Origin of the sequence: Cyclobacterium sp. 1_MG-2023 (genome assembly GCF_030546805.1) — a bacterium.
Lineage (GTDB): Bacteria > Bacteroidota > Bacteroidia > Cytophagales > Cyclobacteriaceae > Cyclobacterium.
In genome coordinates, this window is the sequence record NZ_JAUOPC010000021.1 from 1 (window position 1) to 19,180 (window position 19,180).

Here is a 19,180-nt window from a genome sequence, read left to right on the forward strand (position 1 = left end):
TTTAAGGATTAAGATGCCAGAGAAAAGACTGGTATACTTTGCCGCGGAATGCTGGTATACTTTTGTCGGAATAATCATCTCACAGAACCGTGCTTGAAAGTCTCCCTTCACACGGCTCTTGTTGTACAAATCTAAGCTACTACATTTATTTCTGAAAATTGCCAATGGTAAAACAAGGTGGGGTATTGACTCCGTACTCTTGCTAACCATTTGTAACCTTTCCTGATACTGGTTTTGTATCGCTTATACCTTTCCCTTGCCCACCAAACCAATCGCTTACTCAATAATCTGAAGACTTTTGTAAGTTCAAACATCTTAAATTTACCATAATAATGCACCCATCCTCTAATCATTGGATTAAGGAATTGAGCCACCCCTACAATACTTTTAAAAGTAAGTCTGTTTACGTTGAGTTCTTCAAGCTTGTCTGCAATTCGTTTTCTTGAACTTATACTTATAGCACAATCATAACCTATAAACAGCTTTCCCTTTTTCTTAGAGTAGGCAGTTCTTGGCTGAAAAGAATATCCCAAAAAATCAAATTTGACTGTTGGGTATTTTTCTCTTCTTCTAAAATCTCGGCAATAGACAATTTTTGTCTTCTGTGGGTGTAGTTCCAACCCTACCGATTCCATTCTTTGATGTACCAATCGTAGTATTCGTTCTGCATGGGGTTTTGTGTTACAGTGTAGTATCAATCGAGTAAGCCCAGGGAACCTCCCCCTGAGCTTCTCACAGATCCGTGCGTGATAGTCTCCCATCACACGGCTCTTCTTATTCCAGCCACCCCTAAATTTTCGGAGGACGAGTCAAACCACTGAACTCGTAATGTTTGTCATACTTCAAACACTTTTGACAGAATGTAGCACTTTCTCAGCCTGCCCTGTTTTTCACAGGGACACTTCATCAGAGGTTCATTTACATTCATCTCCTTTATCCTTACCTGACCACGCTCTTGACGTGGCCTTTTCCATAACGCTCAATACCTTGACGCTGCCACCAAAGCACCTTATGGTGGTTTGATGCTCTCCCCTGTAGGACAACACCGGTGGGTCGGTTCCACCATCTTATAAACAGTTGCGTAACGATTTTCAGCCGTTCGTTACTCTCGGCACACGTATGAGCAGTAGCGGATTTCAAGGCGATTACCTTTCCGCCACCACAAAAGTTTATTAAATGCTCTATCTTGCAATTTTAGCACTTCACCCGCTATTGCTTATACACAATGTTAGCTACTGTAGCCCCCATCCCCCGATCTTTTCTCAAAGATAGATTTCCTTTTTTCAAGTAGAGACAGGGAGAGGTTTTTATTTGATTTTCTTTTTTCCGGGTTGAGCAGCTACACTCTTTGCCAAGCTTGGGTTTGAGCATGGGCATTTGTGGCTTGGCAATGTGTGTGGCTGTGAAGGGTTGGCATAATTCAAACATTTTATCTACAACAATATTGGTGCTTTTAGTGTGTTTATTGATTCTTTAAACTCAATTCCTTTTGAAAATATTAAAATCTCGTCACCAATACGATTGGATGCAGCTTGTGATAGCTGATAGACAATCTTGTTCTGTTCTGCATAGAGGTTTAGAATAAAATCATGGTTGTCATATGATACCATCCATTTCTTTTGCATTTTATGAACATTTTTAGAAAGTCGTTTGTGATCTTCTTTAGAATAAAAGTTCATGTATAGATCAGCTCCTTTTTGAAAATAGGGCGGATCGAGATAAATAAATATTTCTTCATTCTTCTTATCTAATTTTCCGATAAAGGATAATCCATCAAGGTTGGTCACTGTGATGCGATCTCTGATAACTGCGATTTTCTGAATGCGACTTATTAAGTCATTTTTATTGAATCGTGCATCAATTTTGTATTTCCCCTTTTGCTCCTGACCACCAATTACACCACCTTTAATTACCCCTGAAATATTTGTCCTATTTAGAAAGAATGTTGATTTAGCCAATTCAAAATAATCTACATCATCTGAATTACGTTGGATGGTTTTATATTTATTCCAATTTTGTATTGTTACATCTACTTTTTCAAGCCATTCGCAAAACTCGTCTGGTCTATTTAAAATACCTGTCCAAAAAGCGTAGATTGATTTGTCAAGATCGTTGATGTAGATATGATCTACATACCCCTCAAACAATAACCTTAGAGCTAATCCAGCACCTCCGGCATAAGGTTCTGCATAACTGGCACCAATCAGTTGGTTTTCATAGAAAATTTTGGAAACGAAAGGAAATATACAATTCTTTCCTCCAGGGTATCTTAGTGGTGAATAATGTATACTCATATTGTTTCCTTCTTTCCGTGTGAAATTGTTAGTATTGAGCCAATAATGATTGACATGGCAATGGTTTGTTCTATGTTGTTTGATGATTGATAGTTATGAGCCCCCGTGTGCAACAACTGAACAATACTGTTTTCATTAACATTGTGATTCGATAATGTTGTTTTGATGTCTTTATCTAAAGTCTTTTTTGCGGTAGGGAAGTGACCTTTTAGATAATTCTCGAATTTTTTATTGTTGTCTTCCTTGGCCGCTGTTTCGCACAATAATCGTAAAGACATTCTAATTAGGCCTGGAAATGTTTGAGATAGTTCGTGCTTCTTTGAAAGATAGAACTGGTATAAGTCAACTATATCTCGATAAAGATTACTTACCTCTCCTATGCGTAAGTATAATTTCCCACCAAAGAATTCAGTATTGGATTTTGGTGTTCTCTTTGACTGTCTTAGCGGTTTCTTTACTTCTTTTTTGGAACCAAACTTTATTTTAGAAAGATGCGATTTGTTGTTCTTATTTTGATCAATTAATTGTTGGGAAGCCGGTTCCAGTACTTCAATTATTTTCCCCCTATTTTTTCGAGTGCTTATTTCTTTATCTCCAATTTTTTTTGCGATGTCGTTTAATATTAAATATGATTCTTCGTCCAAATGAACACTATTCAATCTTCCCTTTTGAAAAGTAAACCCAAGGGCTTTAAGGATGTCTTCCCTAAATATTTCTTCCTTGACAAAGCGCTGGTTTAAATGCGAATTCTCGCTAATAATATCTGTATCTTCTTCCAGAATTAAAAATGGACTCTTTTCTTGTCCCATGAATTTGTGAAGGAAAATATCTCGTTCAAGTGGTTGCCAGGATCCAGTATCACCGTGCTTTCTAAGAACATTATTCAATGCTATCTTCTTTGAGCAAACATTACACGGTATTTCTTCCGGAAAATCGGGAATCCGAATTCTTGTTTCGGAAGGCACAGTAACCATTCCATGTTTTATTTTACCCAGAATAATGCGCCTATTTCCATCATAAACAACAGGCTTTTTTCCATGATAAACTACCGTTGGGAGTTCACTAAAATCGTAATAATCCCCCATTTCTTTTGCCAACTTAGATAAAGTCCATTTTAGCAAACCATCATCTAATGCTCTATCAACAATATCTTGGTCAGACGCATTTGCATCAATTGGGTCACGTGGATTTTCAGTCCATAAGGCCAAATCTTTAATGTTGATATATTTCACTTCTTGTTCCATAATCAAAAGCTCTAATTAAGCAACAGCTTATTGTATTTTTCCAGCAACTTCTCAAAATCATAAATAAATGCATCTACTTCCTCTTGGTTTTCTGCCATCCAAAGGTTTATCACATTGGCGCAATTTCTTCCCCAACATGGTTTCTGTGAGTTAAACCATTCTTTTGCCTTATCCCTATTGGTTTGTATTTCACGCAGGGAATAGTCTCGAAACACATGCTGTTTGGAATATCCATCATAAATGTTATCCCAATGTTCGGATTCATCTGGAAGATTATAGAGAAATTCAGCAATAAGTCTTTCAGGTGATTTGTTGCCTGGCAAAACCAAAAAGTTTTTATTTTGATTTATTTTCCTCATTTTTGATGCTTCCGTTTTCACATCTCCATCCAATACAATTAATGATTCGGGAAATCTGAATCCCACTATTTTTTTTCTTGCCAATTCAATTAGATTGTCGCAGCCTAATGTGCAATCAACGAATTGTAAAACTGTTGATTTTCGCTTTATTATCGCTCTAAAGAATACCTCACCCTCTTTGTCTTCCGTGAAGACAGGTATCTTCTTTGGCTTTTGTCTGATTGATAACGCGACATTAAGCTTGTTTTTAATCACCTCATAGGAAATATTGTCAATGGCCTTGACTTTAGAATCTACTTTTTGCAGATATACTACTTTGAGTTGACCAGTAATTTTGACATCTTCTTGCCATTCACATGCTTTTTCAAGAATGCTTAATGAATGAGTAGTAAACACGACTTGTATGTTAAGCTGTGATGAAAATTTACGTAAAGCTTCAATTAATTTTAATTGAGATGCAGGATAAAGGGTAGCATCTAATTCATCAATTGCCAATATTCCTCCTTGATAGGCAGCTCCATGAATTTCTTTCAATCGCTTAAATGATAATATTGCCAACAGGACTTTACCAATATTATCCTGACCAGCAGAATTCATTTTCCAATCATAAAATGAAGTATTCGCACCTAAGGTGTTTTTTTGTTTACTGGCCAAATAATCTACGCTGGTCATCTCAACATTTGGGATGATCAGGATTTTGTTATGCCAATCTTGGTAAAATTTAAATTCGGCTTCCGTGAGTGTAATTTCATTGCTGGTATCAATTGAAGTATCTTCACCAATTGGAAATAATCTTGACAAACTCAGATAAATAACCGGTAACTGGATATAACCCGACCCCTTCGATCTATCACCTTTTTGCCAAAAACGAATTCCCTTTGAACCTGATTTATCTTTCCTTTCAATGCTTTCTACAGTAAATTCAGGTTCCGTTACATTATTCAAACTCAGTGTCCATTCATGGCCTTTAGGCTGGTCAAAGGCATCAGAGAGCTTAAATTTTTCGCTGAATAAAGATTTATAATTTCCACCGCATAGGGGTTTTTCTCCATATAGTGGATTTTCTTTATCTGTTATAGTAAAGGGTTGACTTATAATTCCCAATAAAGTTGTTTTTTGGGTACCGTTCTGTCCTGCAATAACAGTTAAATTGGCTCCTAACTCAAATCGAACATCATTGAACCCACGAAATTTTTTGATATGGATACTTTTTATAATCATTTCATTTGAATTGGTTGACCTTTTTTAAACTCCATTATCCACAGTCTCCGTAAAAAAGACACCTCGCTTTTCACTTATCGTTTTTGGTAGAAATAATCAGGTCTCTTACATCAACTCCCAAAATCTTTGCGATCTCGATCAATGTTTCCAAAGAAGGTTGCATTTCATTGGTACACCAACGTGAAACCGTTGCAGTATTCTTACCCAATTTTTCAGCTAACCATTTGTTGGTACGACCTTGTTCTGCCAAAACAACTTTAAGTCTATTAATTGTCTTTTTAGCCATTTTTAATTGCGTATAGCTTAAATCTATTTATCATTCTGTCAAATATAGTCAGTTGAGTTGACAATATAAATTGATGTAATAGGTTTCTATATGCACTTTTATAATCATTTTATTTGCGTATTTAAATTTTAAATTATATTTTTTAATCACTATTAATTAATGTAATTCGCAAATAAATTTAAGTTATGAGCAACAGATACACCAAAGCCGACCTTGAACAAATTGTCTACTCTCAACTGGAAAACCTTAATGTTATGCATGATCTGCTAAATATCATGAAGGTTCAAAATGAGTTGCTGCACAATGCTAACAAGAAACTGAAAGATGAAATCTCCGAGTTTAAAGAAAAACAACACGGTTATCCTACACGAAAGAGATCGTCAAGGTCGTGAGTGTCCTGCGGGCGGGAGAACAAGCTCTTTTGCAAAGCTTTGGCTTGTTTGCAAATGTGCTGGCTGTGCGTTGGCAACAAATCAAATAAAAACCTCCTGCGCGTTGGACTTTTTTTCCACCGGTATATTCAAAGAACCTCTGTCGTTTCAGTCAGCACCGTTCCTGTCAACGGAATACGTTCCTTTTCTCTTTTTATTTTTTCTTTTTCCGTCACCCCGATTAGAAGTACTTCAATGTCTTGGGGGCTATTGTAGCTAACGGTTAGTGTCGAGTAGGAAAAGGGAGTTCCACCCTTCCCCTCTCACAGAACCTACGTGATAATCTCCCATCATACGGCTCTTCTAATTTAATCTACAAATATAAGCTCATCCTCTTTCAAGTTGGCAAATCGTATTTTAAATTAGCTAACCCCTTTGCTCCACTCCCATTACAGGAGATTCATCACTACTACGGATTAGTCCGCCACCTTACTCTACATTGGTAATCATCTTGCAGTTGCTCTGCTTGATATTTCCCTTTTACATTTTAATGTAAGGCTTCCTGCGTTCCATCTATAAGCCCAGATAAAAGTCATGCCCCCTATACGACGGTTGCCGAATAGCCAGTAAATAGGTTTCCGCTATCCTTGTCCCTGAGAACTCGACGTTTCTCGGTTTTGACAGCATGTTTTGCCTTCTCGACGCTTCGTCGGTAGGTTCGCTTTCGCTCATCTCTTTTATCAACACCTGACAGATCCAGTCTGCCTTTTCTTCTCTCGCTTCACACAAACAAATCACTTTGAATGCATTAGAAAAGTGGTTTAGAATCAACTCCTATAAGCGGATTCTGGTGGGTCGGTTCCACCATCTTATAAACAGTTGCGTAACGATTTTCAGCCGTTCGTTACTCTCGGCACACGCATGAACAGGTAGCTGGTTTTCTGCGCATTTTCAGATTACTATAGATTTTATCGATTCAACAAGACTCACCTCATTCTTATTTGTCCTTACTTCATCAATTAGATATAGAATATCGCAGCAAACTTTTCGGTCGTATTCATTTCTTGGCTTTAAGTTCAGTAATTCTAATAATTCATTTTTTGAATTTTTTAGACTTTCGATGGTTAAATATGAATGGTAATAAAACAAATAATAGTGCGAAACAAACCTTTCAGCTAAAAGTTGGTCCCTTTTCTTGAGACTTCCTATATCGTCCTGAACAGCTAATGCCTTTTGTGAATAATTATACGCTTTCTTTAAACTTTCGAAAGAATTTTTTACTCCAACGTATATCGATTTTCGAATTAAGGATTCGCAGAGATTGTGTGCAGCAGTTGGATATTGATCGTTGTTACCTATGATTTCTTTTACTTCAACTCCCTGATAACAATTTTCTATTGCTGAATTATATAATCCAATCTTATTAGTGGTCTTTTCATTAGAACTATCCGCAAGCATTCTATACGCAATACCCAAATTCACAAGCACACTACTCAACTTCCTTCTTCCAATACCAGGCAATAATAAGGCTGCTTTATAATTATTAACTGCTTTTAGATAATTTGATTCCCACTCATGAAAGTTAGCTTTATAATTATAATAATCCACCAAAATCTTAGTTGATTCTCCATTTGAAACCATTGTTTGTATTGGAGTCTTAAGTTCTTCTAAATACATTTTCACTTTTCTCTTTAAATCTATTCTCTCGATTCTACCGCTAATTACAGACCAAGTAAAACCTAATTTTACTTTAGTCAAGAAGCTATCTCTAACAACATATTGGTCCCTGCTTAATTGGTGAATTAAAGCTAAGTATTCATCGGCGGATTTCTCTGGTTCACCTTCTGCTTCCAAAAGCTTAATTCTCATATGATGGCTAAAATCAGGATCAACATGTTTCAAGAACTGAATAGCTATTCCTACTTTTTGGTACATCCCCGAAAACAGAAAATTATTAACAAGCTGCTTTAATCTTTCTATCTCAAGAATACGAAATACATTTTGAGTAGCATCCTCATCCGTAGGCGACTCAGAATCGTGAACCAAATAATCCCATAAGTTCCTTAATACAGAGAATAACTCATATTTGCCTACTATCTGAATAAAATGGTCAATTGAAGCCGTTCTATTTATAGAAAATAAACTATTGGTTCGATTAGCGTGAAGTATAAATATTGCAGATATAGGATCTTCTAGTATTGATATTAGTTGTAATGTGTCGCTCTGAATATATTGATTAATGAAACCAAATTCTGAAAAAACCCTATGCTTAAGCATATCATAAATATCTATATTTTTAAATTTCCAGTTATCAATATTTTGAGAAAAAGCCAATTCTAGCAAATTATAATCATTTATAAACCTACTTATATATGAATCAAGCGTTATATACTCTTCTTCTAAAGAGGAATAAATCTTATCCTCATACCGATTGAATATTACCTCTGCTAATGGCACACTAGTTGTAGGATATACAGGCGAGTTGTCATCATTTAGATTGATGGGAGTTTTATCTAAGGTGAACGTAGAACAATACATTAATAAGCATAGCACGTCAATTTCTCTGTTTGACATTAGTTCTAGAGGAAAAATCATTCCATTTGTCTCGGCTAAATCAACATCAATAATTTTTTCTTTCCAAATTAGATCGTTACTAAAAAAGCCATTTATTATGTTTCTAACCTTACTGCGTTCGTCGATTCTTGTATAAATATTTAGTGAGTATTTGGATTTTACAGCTTTCCGAATTAATGATCTAACTATTGCATCTCGCTTTTTTGAAAAAGAGTCAGGATTCCAAATGTTAATTGAACGAATACTTGGTTGTCTTTTATTTAATTTTCGTAATACCCTTTCAATTCTTTTTTCCATCAATATGTCACTACGCATTTGATCATCCCAGAATCTTCTTCCCGCAGATACATCGCCTTGGAAAAGAGAGGGAACAATGTATATAACCGCAAGCAACAGTACTGTTGTTACTAATACTAGCTTTATTACGAACCCATTAATAGACTTACCATCTGTTACAATTTCATATATTCCATTTCCAAAAATTTCTGCGATTCCTAGTATTAACACTATTAGGAACGAGAAGAAAATTATTCCAATATTATAATAAGCTCTCGTCCAAAACCTATTTATTAGATAGCCAGTGGGAGACATTTCTCTATATCTTTCCATAAGACTATCATATACACTACTTAAAGTGTAATTTGATTTTAGATAAAAATTCACAGAATTATCGTTTATTTCGAACTGTGACTCAATAGTATTTGGAATTTTAAAGAGTACGCCCGAAATAATTCGGGTATTGATTTTCTCGCAAGAAACTTCAACTTTTCTTTCTATCATATCATATTCAGTTCTCCATCTAAACCTAAAGATCTGTAATAATCAACTGCTAATGTTTTTCCATCAGCTAAAAATGTAGTTTTATCATAAAATTCACCGAATTTAGACGATACAAGGTACGCACCCGTTCTAGCCATCGATAAATCTGACCAACAAGGCAGAAGGTTACTGATTGAATCACTTATTAAATGTTCATTTGCTTGGTTAGACATATATATATAACCTTCATCAATTATCGTATTATCATCAAAACGATAAAAATTTGTTTTAATCCGGTCGTAATATCTCTCCCTCTTATCTAAAGACTTCAATTCTTCATCTGAAACATAGAAGCATAACCCATTATAGCTAGCATCAGCTTTTTCTAATACATTCGCAGCTGCATTTTCAATCAACTTACTTGAAACTTTAGCACTCGCTTCATAATGTGGAGCTCTGAGATTGAATAGTCTTTGAAAACCATTTACATAGTATGGTATATACTCAATAATATCATTCTCAGTTCTCCCAAGTGATTTGTTCAAAGAACCAAAATACAACAAGGTGCCATAACCTCCAATTAAATGCTTCATATCTAAATTTACACATTTTGCGTAGAACATTGTATATAATCAACTCTCCATAGAGAGTTACCTATATATTTATTAAATCCCCACTAAACTAACTAAATGCTTCTAAACAAAAAAGGCTTTTAGCGCTTTTAAACTGGGGTTTTATAAAATATAATTGGTTTTGAGCTAAGAGTTTGCTAAACGTTTACAAACGTTTGTAAACGGATAACAACAGAAAGGCATGGATATTTAAGGTAAGATTTACTGCCATTAGATAATTATCAATTCAAATCTTCGCATTACTGATTTTAAACCATTTTGTAATCCATGATCAGTTCCAAACTAAAAAATTCCGGCAAAAACCCTATATAACCCATCATTTTACCAAAATGCTTTACTCTTTATCTTCTCCCTTGTCAGTTTTTGGTCAAATGGATCAGTTAAAACTTAAAAAATACTGCCAAAAAGGCGGAAATTTCCGGCTAAAAGGTTCAATTACCCACTTCAGAACTGGAATTTTGAAGTAAATAACTGCAATGGGTAGGTTCCGAAGTACCCCTCCCCACTTCTGAACCTAGTAATTTTGACCTTACCCAAAGACTTTTCCTGAAATTTTGTCGGATTTTCCGGTTTTCACCCATTTCCTTGTCAGTCTTTGGTCGAATTTTTCAGGTTTGAGGTGAAAAATAGGAGTTCTGAACCGGAAAATTCGAGTTAAAAGGTCCAAGCTTGTCAGTTTTAAGTACCCCAGCCCTGTTTTGAGGTGGGTAATTGAGGTTATAAACTCCAATGGGTAGGTTCTGAAGTACCCCTCCCCACTTCCGAAGTACCCCATCGGCTTTCCTAATACCTACAAATTGATAAGCCCCGTACCATCCGCAACATTCACTTCATAGCTTTCCATCTGCCGGTTGAATTTGTCGGCATAGGCAGCCGAGATGCCGGCGATAAATGCTTTTTTATCGGTTTTCTTGATCAGGTTTAGGGTACATCCTCCGAATCCCCCACCCATCATTCTGGCTCCCAAAACATAGGGCAACTCCCGGGTATAATCCACCAAAAAATCAAGCTCTGGACAACTCACTTCATAATCAAGAGAAAGTCCATCATGCGAACCATAGAGAAATTGTCCGACCGCCTCCAGGTCCTGCTTGGCCAAGGCCTCGCAGGTTTTTATCAGGCGTTCATTTTCCCGAATCACATAGGCACAGCGCTTGTATACCACCGCAGAAATTTCTCCTTTCGTTTTGTCCAACATTTCAAGGTTGATATCCCTAAGACTATTTACCTCGGGAAATTGCTTTTGGACCAGCTTTACGCCTTCACTACATTCCTCCCTCCTTTGGTTATAGGCAGATTCTGCCAGGGAATGGGCAACCTTTGTATTGCATAGGATCAATTGGTATTCTCCCAATTCCAAAGGAAAATAAGAATGCACCAAAGAACGGCAATCCAAACGAATGACTTGGTCTTTTTTGCCCATCATGGAGGCAAACATATCCATGATGCCACATTTCACCCCTACAAACTCATGCTCTGCCTGTTGGGAAAATTTCAGCAACTCAAGCCTTTCCAATTTTAAATCAAACAACTGATTCAGACCAAAGCCTACTCCGTTTTCCAGCGCAGCAGAAGAAGAAAGACCTGCCCCTATGGGTATGTCTCCACCAAAAACACAATCAAAGCCTTCAAGCTCATTCCCATTCTTTTGAATGGCATTGGCCACGCCCATCACAAAATTCACCCAACCCTTGGCCGGTTTCAAATTGTCCAGTGAAAAGGTCTGCTCCTCCTTAAAATCTAGGGAATAAACCCTACAGCTACGCCTGTTGTTTTTGGCAAAGCCCAGGTAGATGGACTTGTCAATGGCCGCAGGCAAGACAAAGCCTTCATTGTAATCTGTATGCTCCCCGATAAGGTTGATCCTGCCGGGAGAGCGAACAATGATCGATTTTGACTGAAATTTCTCTTCAAATGTTTGGGCAATAAGTTCTGGTAAGCGCATAAAAAAGTGAGGTTATCTAAAATTTACTGTTCTTGAAAGAGGGTAAACAATACCGTTTTCCCCACTACAGCAAGGGTCTTTTTATCGATGATCTCCATATTGTCCTGGTGGGTATGGTGGTAAAGACCAAAGCCATAATCAGGACTGTATTCGATAATGTTGATCATGGGAATATTGGCATTCTGATTGACAAAGAGGTGGTCATCTGTAATGGCCTCGGCATTGCGCATGGGAAAGAAATCTCCAAAACCCAAATGGTGGGCATAGCCCCAAACCTTGTCCACGATATTCTTGGCATACTGCACAGAATAACCTTCTTTATAAAACCTGGCATTCTTGCCTCCCACCATATCTACCAGGATTCCATAATAGGCGGAATAGCCTTGAACATGTGGGGTTTCAGACCAATATTGTGAACCTAAACACCACCAAATTTGGCTATTGTCACGGAAATTTCTGTGCTCCGGCTCCCCGTCATCTTCCCCATCAAAGAATATAAAATCTATCCCTACATCAGGTTGCAGACTATCTGTATGCAAGACCCGAGCGACTTCCAATAAAAGCCCTACCCCACTTGCCCCATCATTGGCTCCATCAATCGGTTCCTCCAGGTTTTCGGTATCCTTGTCTGCAATTCTCCTGGTATCCCAGTGTGCACCCAGCAAAATTCTTTTAGAAGCTTCAGGCTTATAGCTCCCTATAATATTTCTCAGCTGAAGTACTTTCCCATCATAAGCCTTGTCCTGAAAAGCCTGCTCGGTAACTGCCAAGCCAAAGCTTTCAAGTTTCTGAACAAGCCAGTCTCCGGTGGCTTTATGGGCTTCCGTATTGGGTACCCTGGGGCCAAAGTCCACCTGCTGCTGTATATAGGCATAGGCAGAATCGGCATTAAACGCAGGGCTGGCCCGGTAATTGATTACTTCTTCTGATCTTTTTTCACTGCTGGTTTTGTCACCACAGGCAGCCATCAGACATAGCAAGCCTACGATGATCAACCCAATTTTATTATTCTTCATAAGCCCAATCTACGCTATGCTTCATGTCTTTAATTATTACACCCATATCTTTCAATGCTGCCCTGATTTCATCCACTTTTTGATAATCTCTGGCAGTCTTGGCCTTGCTATAAAGGTCGATGATCACTTTTAACAAAGCTTCCTGATTGTCACCTTTTTCCTCTAGCAAACCTAAAATCTCAGTAATAAATACGTTAAAAGTTTGAATCAGTTTATCAAACACATCTTTCCCCAACTGGGCAGATTTCAACTGTCCGGTGTAGAGGCTATTGATTTTTTTCAACAAGTTGAAAAGATGACCGATGGCCTGAGCCGTGTTAAAGTCATCATTCATGGCCGCAAAGGCAGCCGCAATGCTTTTCTCAATTTGTGAAACAAGCTTATCGTCCACCAGCACTTCCGGATCGGCCTCATATTTCAGTTGGCTGGCAATTCTCAGCCCATTGATTAACTTTTTATAGCCTTTTTGCGCAGCCTGTAAAGCGCCATTAGAGAAGTCCAATGTGGAGCGGTAATGGGCCGTTAAGATAAAGTACCTTACCGTCATCGGGCTGTAGGCCTGCTCCAATTTGTCATGATCCCCTTTGAACAACTGCTGAAGGGTAATGAAATTCCCTAAGGATTTCCCCATCTTCTGTCCATTGATGGTGATCATATTGTTGTGCATCCAGTACTTTGCCGGGTCGGTATGATGGCTTGCATTGCTTTGGGCAATTTCACATTCATGGTGTGGAAACATCAGGTCCATGCCTCCACCGTGAATGTCAAACTGATCCCCAAGGTATTTGGAACTCATGGCCGTACATTCCAGGTGCCAGCCCGGAAAGCCAACGCTCCATTTGGATTCCCAGCGCATCAGGTGTTCGGGAGAAGCTTTTTTCCATAGGGCAAAGTCCACCGGATTTCTCTTTTCCGATTGTCCGTCGAGCTCCCTACTTCCACTCATCAGCTCTTCTACCACACGACCGGACAATACCCCATACTGCTTTTCCTGCTCATTGTATTTGAGCACATCAAAATACACGCTTCCATTGACTTCGTAGGCCAGGCCATTTTCAATGATTTCTTCGATAAGCTTGATTTGCTCCGGAATATGTCCGGTGGCACGAGGTTCGATGCTGGGCTTGAAAGTATTGAGCAGTTCCATATCTCTATGGTAGGAAGCCGCATATTGCTGGGCCACTTCCATGGGCTCTAGTTGTTCCAGTTTTGCTTTTTTTGCAATTTTATCTTCTCCCTCATCGGCATCAGCTTCCAGGTGGCCCACATCGGTGATATTGCGGACATAGCGCACTTTATAATTTAGAAAACTAAGGTACCTGAAAACGATATCGAAGGAAACTGCAGCCCTGGCATGCCCCAGGTGGGCATCTCCATACACGGTGGGACCACAGACATACATTCCAACATTTGGAGGATTAATGGGTTCAAAAATTTCCTTCTCCCTGGTGAGGGTATTGTATATTTTTAACTTTTTTGATTGCATGGGGCAAATTTATCAAACTTTCAATACTTTTTTTAGGAAAATAATTTTATTACATTTGTACCTGAGTTAATTCATGACAACAGAGGGGACACAGAGTCCCCTCTTTCATTTATTGATCATTTTTGGGACAAAAACCAAAAGCAAGTAAGTAAAAAGATATGGATTTGAGGCAAACGATAGAAGAAATAGTGGAAAAGCACCTTCCCGACAGCAGTCATTTTGTCGTAGATGTTCAAATAGTGAAGAAGGGAAATAAAAAATCTTTACAAATATTAATTGACGCTGATCACGGCATTAATATTGATTCTTGTGCATTGGTAAGTAGAGCCGTAGGTGAAGAAATAGAAGCCAAAGAACTGATGGACACTGCTTACGTAATGGAGGTTTCCTCTCCCGGTGTAGATTTTCCTTTAAGTTCAAGGAGGCAATATCAAAAAAATATTGGCCGAAACTTAAAGGTTAGCCTTGAAGAAGGGAAAGACACGGAAGGAAAACTTACAGAAGTGGAGCAGACAGGAATTCAGTTATTGGTAAAGAAAAAAGAAAAAGGAAAAAAGGCTGTTGAAGAAACGATCAGCATACCTTTCGACCAAATTAAAAAATCAATTGTATTAGTCTCTTTCAAATAAAAACAATGGATGCTAAAATTCTGATTGAATCATTTGCAGAGTTTGCAAGATCAAAAAATGTGGACAGACCGACAATGATCCGCATTCTCGAGGATGTATTTAGGGCGATGATTCGTAAAAAGTATGAAACTGATGAAAACTTTGATGTGATCATCAACGCGGACAAAGGTGATTTGGAGATCGTAAGGATTAGAGAGATCGTGGACGACAATTCTGAAGATATCTGGGATCATGATAAGATTAGTTTGGCGGAAGCCAAAAAAATTGAGCCTGATTTTGAAATCGGTGAAGAGACCTATGAAAAAATAGAATTGGAAGATTTTGGTCGTCGGGCGGTAATGATGGCCAGACAGACCCTTATCCAGAGAATTAAAGATTTAGAAAAGGATTTACTTTTCCAGCAATATGAAGAGCTTGTAAGTGAGATCATCACTGCAGAAGTTTATCAAATATTGGGTAGAGAAATACTACTTATGGATGGTGAAGGGAATGAATTGATCATGCCCAAGTCTGAGCAAATACCAAAGGACAGGTTTAGAAAGGGAGATTCTGTTCGGGCAATTGTTCACAAAGTGGAAATGATCAATGGTAATCCAAAAATTATACTTTCAAGAACATCTCCTATATTCTTGGAAAGGTTATTTGAGAATGAAGTACCGGAAGTATACGATGGCTTGATTACCATCAAAAAAATAGTGAGAGAACCGGGAGACAGGGCCAAGGTGGCCGTAGAATCATACGATGATCGGATAGATCCGGTTGGAGCATGTGTGGGTATGAAAGGTAGCAGGATTCATGCTGTGGTAAGAGAACTACAGAATGAAAACATAGATGTTATCAATTACACAGACAATCTTGATTTATATGTTTCCAGAGCATTAAGTCCTGCCAAGGTAACTTCACTCCAAGTGAATGAAGAAGCTAAAAGGATTTCGGTATATTTGAAACCTGATCAGGTATCTCTAGCCATAGGTAAAGGAGGCTTCAATATCAGGCTTGCCAGTCGTTTGGTAGGTTATGAGATAGATGTCTTTAGAGAACTTTCTGATTATGAAGATGAAGAAGATGTTGATCTATCTGAATTTTCTGACGAAATTGAAAGTTGGGTATTAGAGGAGTTGAAGAAAACAGGTTTGGATACTGCGAAAAGTGTATTGGCATTGACCAAAGAGGACCTTCTAAGGAGGACAGAATTGGAGGAAGAAACGATTGCCGATATATTTAAAATATTAAAACAAGAATTTGAATAGCAAATAACGACAGATAATTCGTTATCCCCTTTATATTTGCATTATTATAAATACAGGAATAGGTATTAGTATGTCAGAAGAAAAAATGATGCGATTAGGCCAAGTAGCCAGAAAACTCAATGTGGGGGTTTCCACCATTGTTGAGTCTATGGCCAAGAAGGGCTTTGAGGTAGAAAGCAATCCGAACTCAAAAATAAGTTCGGAACATTACAATATGCTTGCCAAAGAGTTCAAGTCTTCTGCTCAAGAAAAGGAAGAGGCCTCCCATCTATCTATAGGCAAAAGGCACAATGAGAACTTCACCATCAAGGCGGAGTCTGAATCTGAGCCTGAAAAAGAAATCAAAAAGCCGGAGCCGAAAAAACCGGTAAGCACTAGCAAACCGGCCAGTGCAGCTCCTCCTGTCGAGGAGAAAAAAGCTGAGGAAAAAGCTACTGATAAAATATCAAATGAAGCGCCTAAACTTCAAGGAATAAAAGTGCTGGGCAAAATTGATTTGGATGGTAATAAATCCAAACAAAAGCCTGCTGAAGTGAAGGAAGAGGCCAAGCCTACCCCTCCTAAGCCGGTGGCGGAAGAGCCTAAAAAGCCCGAGCCTAAGCCTGCCGCCAAAAAGGAGCCTGAAGTTAAACCTGAACCTAAAAAGGAAAAAGAACAGCCTCAGAAAGCCGAGCCTAAAGCGGAAACGACTACGCCTAAACCTACTCCTACTCCAGTAAAACCCGAAAAGCCGGTAGCGAAAACTCCTCCTGCTCCAAAAGCAGAAGAGAAAGCCACACCTCCCAAAAAAGCGCCAGAAGCTAAACCTGAAGCGCCCAAGGAGCCTACTGCCCAATCGAAGCCTATTACTGAAGAGAAAGCAACTACTAAAGAACCGGAGAAACCTATCGAAAAGACTGAAGACAAGGTAATATCTGCAAAGGCAGATTCCCTTAAAGGTTTGACAGTATTGGGAAAAATTGAACTTCCCAAAGACAAGCCTAAGAAAAAATCCAAGCCGGTTGCCTCTTCTGATGAGCGCAACAAGGAGAAGAAGAAACGTCCGAGAAAAAGGATTGACAACCGTCCTGCCAAGAGTGGCGACGGAGCGAGAAATACACCTGCCGGAAGAGGTCCAGGTGGACAAGGTGGTGGCGGTGCCAGAAAAGGAAACAACCGAGGGGGCGTTGGACGTCCGGGAGGAAGAGGTCAAAATCCTCGTTTCCAAAAAGAGGAACCTACTCAAAAAGAAATCCAGGATCAAATCAAACAAACACTTGCACGTCTGCAAGGAGGAGGTAAATCCGGAGGTAGAGGAAAAAACAGAAGAGACAAAAGATCTGAAAGAACCAAGGAGGTTAGCGAAACCCCTGAGGAAAGCAAAATATTACGGGTAACGGAATTTATTTCCGCCAATGACCTGGCATCTTTAATGGATGTTTCTGTAAATGAAGTAATCTCTGTATGTATGGGGTTGGGCATGTTTGTCTCCATCAACCAAAGGTTGGATGCAGAAGCCATCACCATCATCGCCGATGAATTTCATTATGACGTAGAGTTTACCAAAACTGACGAGGAAGAAACGGAAGTCATTGAAGAGGAAAACGAAGATACACTTATAGAAAGAGCGCCGATTGTGACCATTATGGGTCACGTAGATCATGGTAAAACTTCCCTACTGGATTATATCCGAAGGGCAAAAGTAACCCATGGTGAAGCAGGTGGAATTACCCAGCATATCGGTGCCTATGATGTGGAAACTTCCGATGGACACAAAATTGCATTTTTGGATACTCCGGGTCACGAAGCATTTACAGCCATGCGTGCCAGAGGTGCAAAAATCACCGATGTGGCCATCATCGTAATTGCTGCGGATGACAATGTCATGCCACAGACCAAGGAAGCCATCAATCACGCCCAAGTTGCAGGTGTGCCAATGATCTTTGCTATCAATAAAATTGATAGGCCAAACTCCAACCCGGAAAAGATAAAAGAAGAATTGGCCAATATGAACCTCTTGGTGGAAGACTGGGGTGGTAAATACCAATCTCAAGATATTTCTGCCAAAACAGGTGTAGGTATTGATGAGCTTTTAGAAAAAGTATTGCTAGAATCTGAAATACTTGAACTAAAAGCCAACCCAAATAAAAATGCAGTGGGTACAGTAGTAGAAGCCTCCCTTGATAAAGGTAGAGGTTATGTATCCACCATCATGGTTCAAGCAGGTACCCTGCACGTAGGGGACACCATCTTGGCAGGTCAACACTACGGTAGGGTGAAAGCCATGTTTGATCACTTGGGTAAAAAAGTAGACGAGGCAGGTCCATCCACACCGGTACAAGTACTTGGTTTAGGAGGTGCTCCTCAGGCAGGCGATGTATTCAAAGTATATGATTCTGAAAGAGAAGCAAGGGAAATTGCCAACTCAAGGGAGCAGATACAAAGAGAGCAAAGTTTACGTACCAAGAAACACATCACTTTGGATGAAATCGGTAGAAGATTAGCCATTGGTAGCTTTAAGGAACTTAACATCATTATCAAAGGTGATGTGGATGGTTCTGTGGAAGCCCTTTCTGATTCCTTACTGAAACTTTCCAAAGACGAGGTAAATGTAAACATCATTCACAATGGCGTAGGCCAAATCTCAGAATCGGATGTATTGCTTGCCTCCGCTTCAGATGCGATCATTCTCGGCTTCCAGGTAAGACCTTCGGTCAATGCCAAACGCCTTGCTGAACAAGAAGAGATAGAAATCAGGCATTACTCCATTATCTATGACGCCATCAACCAGATCAAGGATGCCATCGAAGGTATGCTAGAGCCTGAATTTGAAGAAGTCATCACAGGTAATATTGAGGTTAGAGAAGTTTTCAAAATCTCTAAAGTGGGTACAGTTGCCGGTTGTTACGTAACAGACGGGTATATTAATCGTAAAAATAAAATCAGAATTATCAGAGATGGTATAGTGATTCACGAAGGTGAAATCAGTGCCTTGAAGCGATTCAAGGATGATGTCAGCGAAGTGAAATATGGTTACGAATGCGGTGTATCTATCAAAGGCTTCAACGATATCCAGCAAGGAGATACCTTCGAAGGATACAAAATGGAAGAGATCAAGCGTAAAAAATAAATTTA

General features: G+C 38.8%; 14 protein-coding genes. 4 read left to right on the forward strand and 10 right to left on the reverse strand.

Going from position 1 to position 19,180, the window contains the following annotated elements; genetic code table 11:
- Positions 1-131: 131 nt before the first annotated feature.
- The 5 genes from Q4534_RS22525 to Q4534_RS22545 all read right to left on the reverse strand — a co-directional run bounded on the left by Q4534_RS22525 (position 132) and on the right by Q4534_RS22545 (position 5,404).
- Complete coding sequence (locus tag Q4534_RS22525) at positions 132-635, reverse strand: group II intron maturase-specific domain-containing protein (RefSeq protein ID WP_303615418.1); 504 nt, start codon at positions 633-635, stop codon at positions 132-134.
- Positions 636-1,433: 798 nt separating this feature from the next.
- The gene (locus Q4534_RS22530) at positions 1,434-2,294 is read right to left on the reverse strand and encodes a DNA adenine methylase (RefSeq protein ID WP_303615419.1); all 861 of its coding nucleotides are present in this window, start codon (positions 2,292-2,294) and stop codon (positions 1,434-1,436) included.
- The gene (locus tag Q4534_RS22535) at positions 2,291-3,538 is read right to left on the reverse strand and encodes a hypothetical protein (RefSeq protein ID WP_303615420.1); all 1,248 of its coding nucleotides are present in this window, start codon (positions 3,536-3,538) and stop codon (positions 2,291-2,293) included. The genes Q4534_RS22530 and Q4534_RS22535 overlap by 4 nt, the downstream gene beginning before the upstream one ends.
- A gap of 11 nt (positions 3,539-3,549) precedes the next feature.
- Positions 3,550-5,118, reverse strand: coding sequence for an ATP-dependent endonuclease (locus Q4534_RS22540; protein ID WP_303615421.1), 1,569 nt, complete (start codon positions 5,116-5,118; stop codon positions 3,550-3,552).
- A 70-nt stretch (positions 5,119-5,188) separates the two neighbouring features.
- A complete protein-coding gene (locus Q4534_RS22545; RefSeq protein WP_303615422.1) occupies positions 5,189-5,404 on the reverse strand; it encodes a helix-turn-helix transcriptional regulator in 216 nt (71 codons plus the stop codon).
- A 185-nt stretch (positions 5,405-5,589) separates the two neighbouring features.
- Here Q4534_RS22545 and Q4534_RS22550 point away from each other — a divergent pair, with 185 nt between their 5' ends.
- Positions 5,590-5,796: a hypothetical protein gene (locus Q4534_RS22550; RefSeq protein WP_303615423.1), complete on the forward strand. Its 207-nt coding sequence runs from the start codon at positions 5,590-5,592 to the stop codon at positions 5,794-5,796.
- A 930-nt stretch (positions 5,797-6,726) separates the two neighbouring features.
- Here the strand turns inward: Q4534_RS22550 and Q4534_RS22555 are convergent.
- The 5 genes from Q4534_RS22555 to cysS all read right to left on the reverse strand — a co-directional run bounded on the left by Q4534_RS22555 (position 6,727) and on the right by cysS (position 14,187).
- A complete protein-coding gene (locus Q4534_RS22555) occupies positions 6,727-9,129 on the reverse strand; it encodes a hypothetical protein (protein ID WP_303615424.1) in 2,403 nt (800 codons plus the stop codon).
- Positions 9,126-9,701: a gamma-glutamylcyclotransferase family protein gene (locus tag Q4534_RS22560; protein ID WP_303615425.1), complete on the reverse strand. Its 576-nt coding sequence runs from the start codon at positions 9,699-9,701 to the stop codon at positions 9,126-9,128. Before Q4534_RS22560 ends, Q4534_RS22555 begins: the two co-directional genes overlap by 4 nt.
- Positions 9,702-10,530: 829 nt before the next feature.
- On the reverse strand, positions 10,531-11,685 hold the full coding sequence (galK, locus tag Q4534_RS22565; protein WP_303615426.1) for a galactokinase: 1,155 nt from the start codon (positions 11,683-11,685) through the stop codon (positions 10,531-10,533).
- Between the two features lie 23 nt (positions 11,686-11,708).
- Entirely contained in the window at positions 11,709-12,701 is a 993-nt protein-coding gene (locus Q4534_RS22570; RefSeq protein ID WP_303615427.1) for a M28 family peptidase, read from the reverse strand.
- Positions 12,691-14,187, reverse strand: a complete 1,497-nt coding sequence (cysS, locus tag Q4534_RS22575; protein ID WP_303615428.1) for a cysteine--tRNA ligase — start codon at positions 14,185-14,187, stop codon at positions 12,691-12,693. The genes Q4534_RS22570 and cysS overlap by 11 nt, the downstream gene beginning before the upstream one ends.
- A 158-nt stretch (positions 14,188-14,345) precedes the next feature.
- Here cysS and rimP point away from each other — a divergent pair, with 158 nt between their 5' ends.
- From rimP to infB, 3 genes are all read left to right on the forward strand, one after another.
- Positions 14,346-14,816 (forward strand): ribosome maturation factor RimP, encoded by a 471-nt coding sequence (rimP, locus tag Q4534_RS22580; RefSeq protein WP_303615429.1) that lies wholly within the window; start codon positions 14,346-14,348, stop codon positions 14,814-14,816.
- Positions 14,817-14,821: 5 nt separating this feature from the next.
- Positions 14,822-16,066, forward strand: a complete 1,245-nt coding sequence (nusA, locus tag Q4534_RS22585; protein ID WP_303615430.1) for a transcription termination factor NusA — start codon at positions 14,822-14,824, stop codon at positions 16,064-16,066.
- A 70-nt stretch (positions 16,067-16,136) separates the two neighbouring features.
- Positions 16,137-19,175 carry a translation initiation factor IF-2 gene (infB, locus tag Q4534_RS22590; protein WP_303615431.1) on the forward strand — a complete coding sequence of 1,013 codons (3,039 nt, stop codon included), beginning with the start codon at positions 16,137-16,139 and terminating at the stop codon, positions 19,173-19,175.
- The last annotated feature ends 5 nt before the right edge of the window (positions 19,176-19,180 follow it).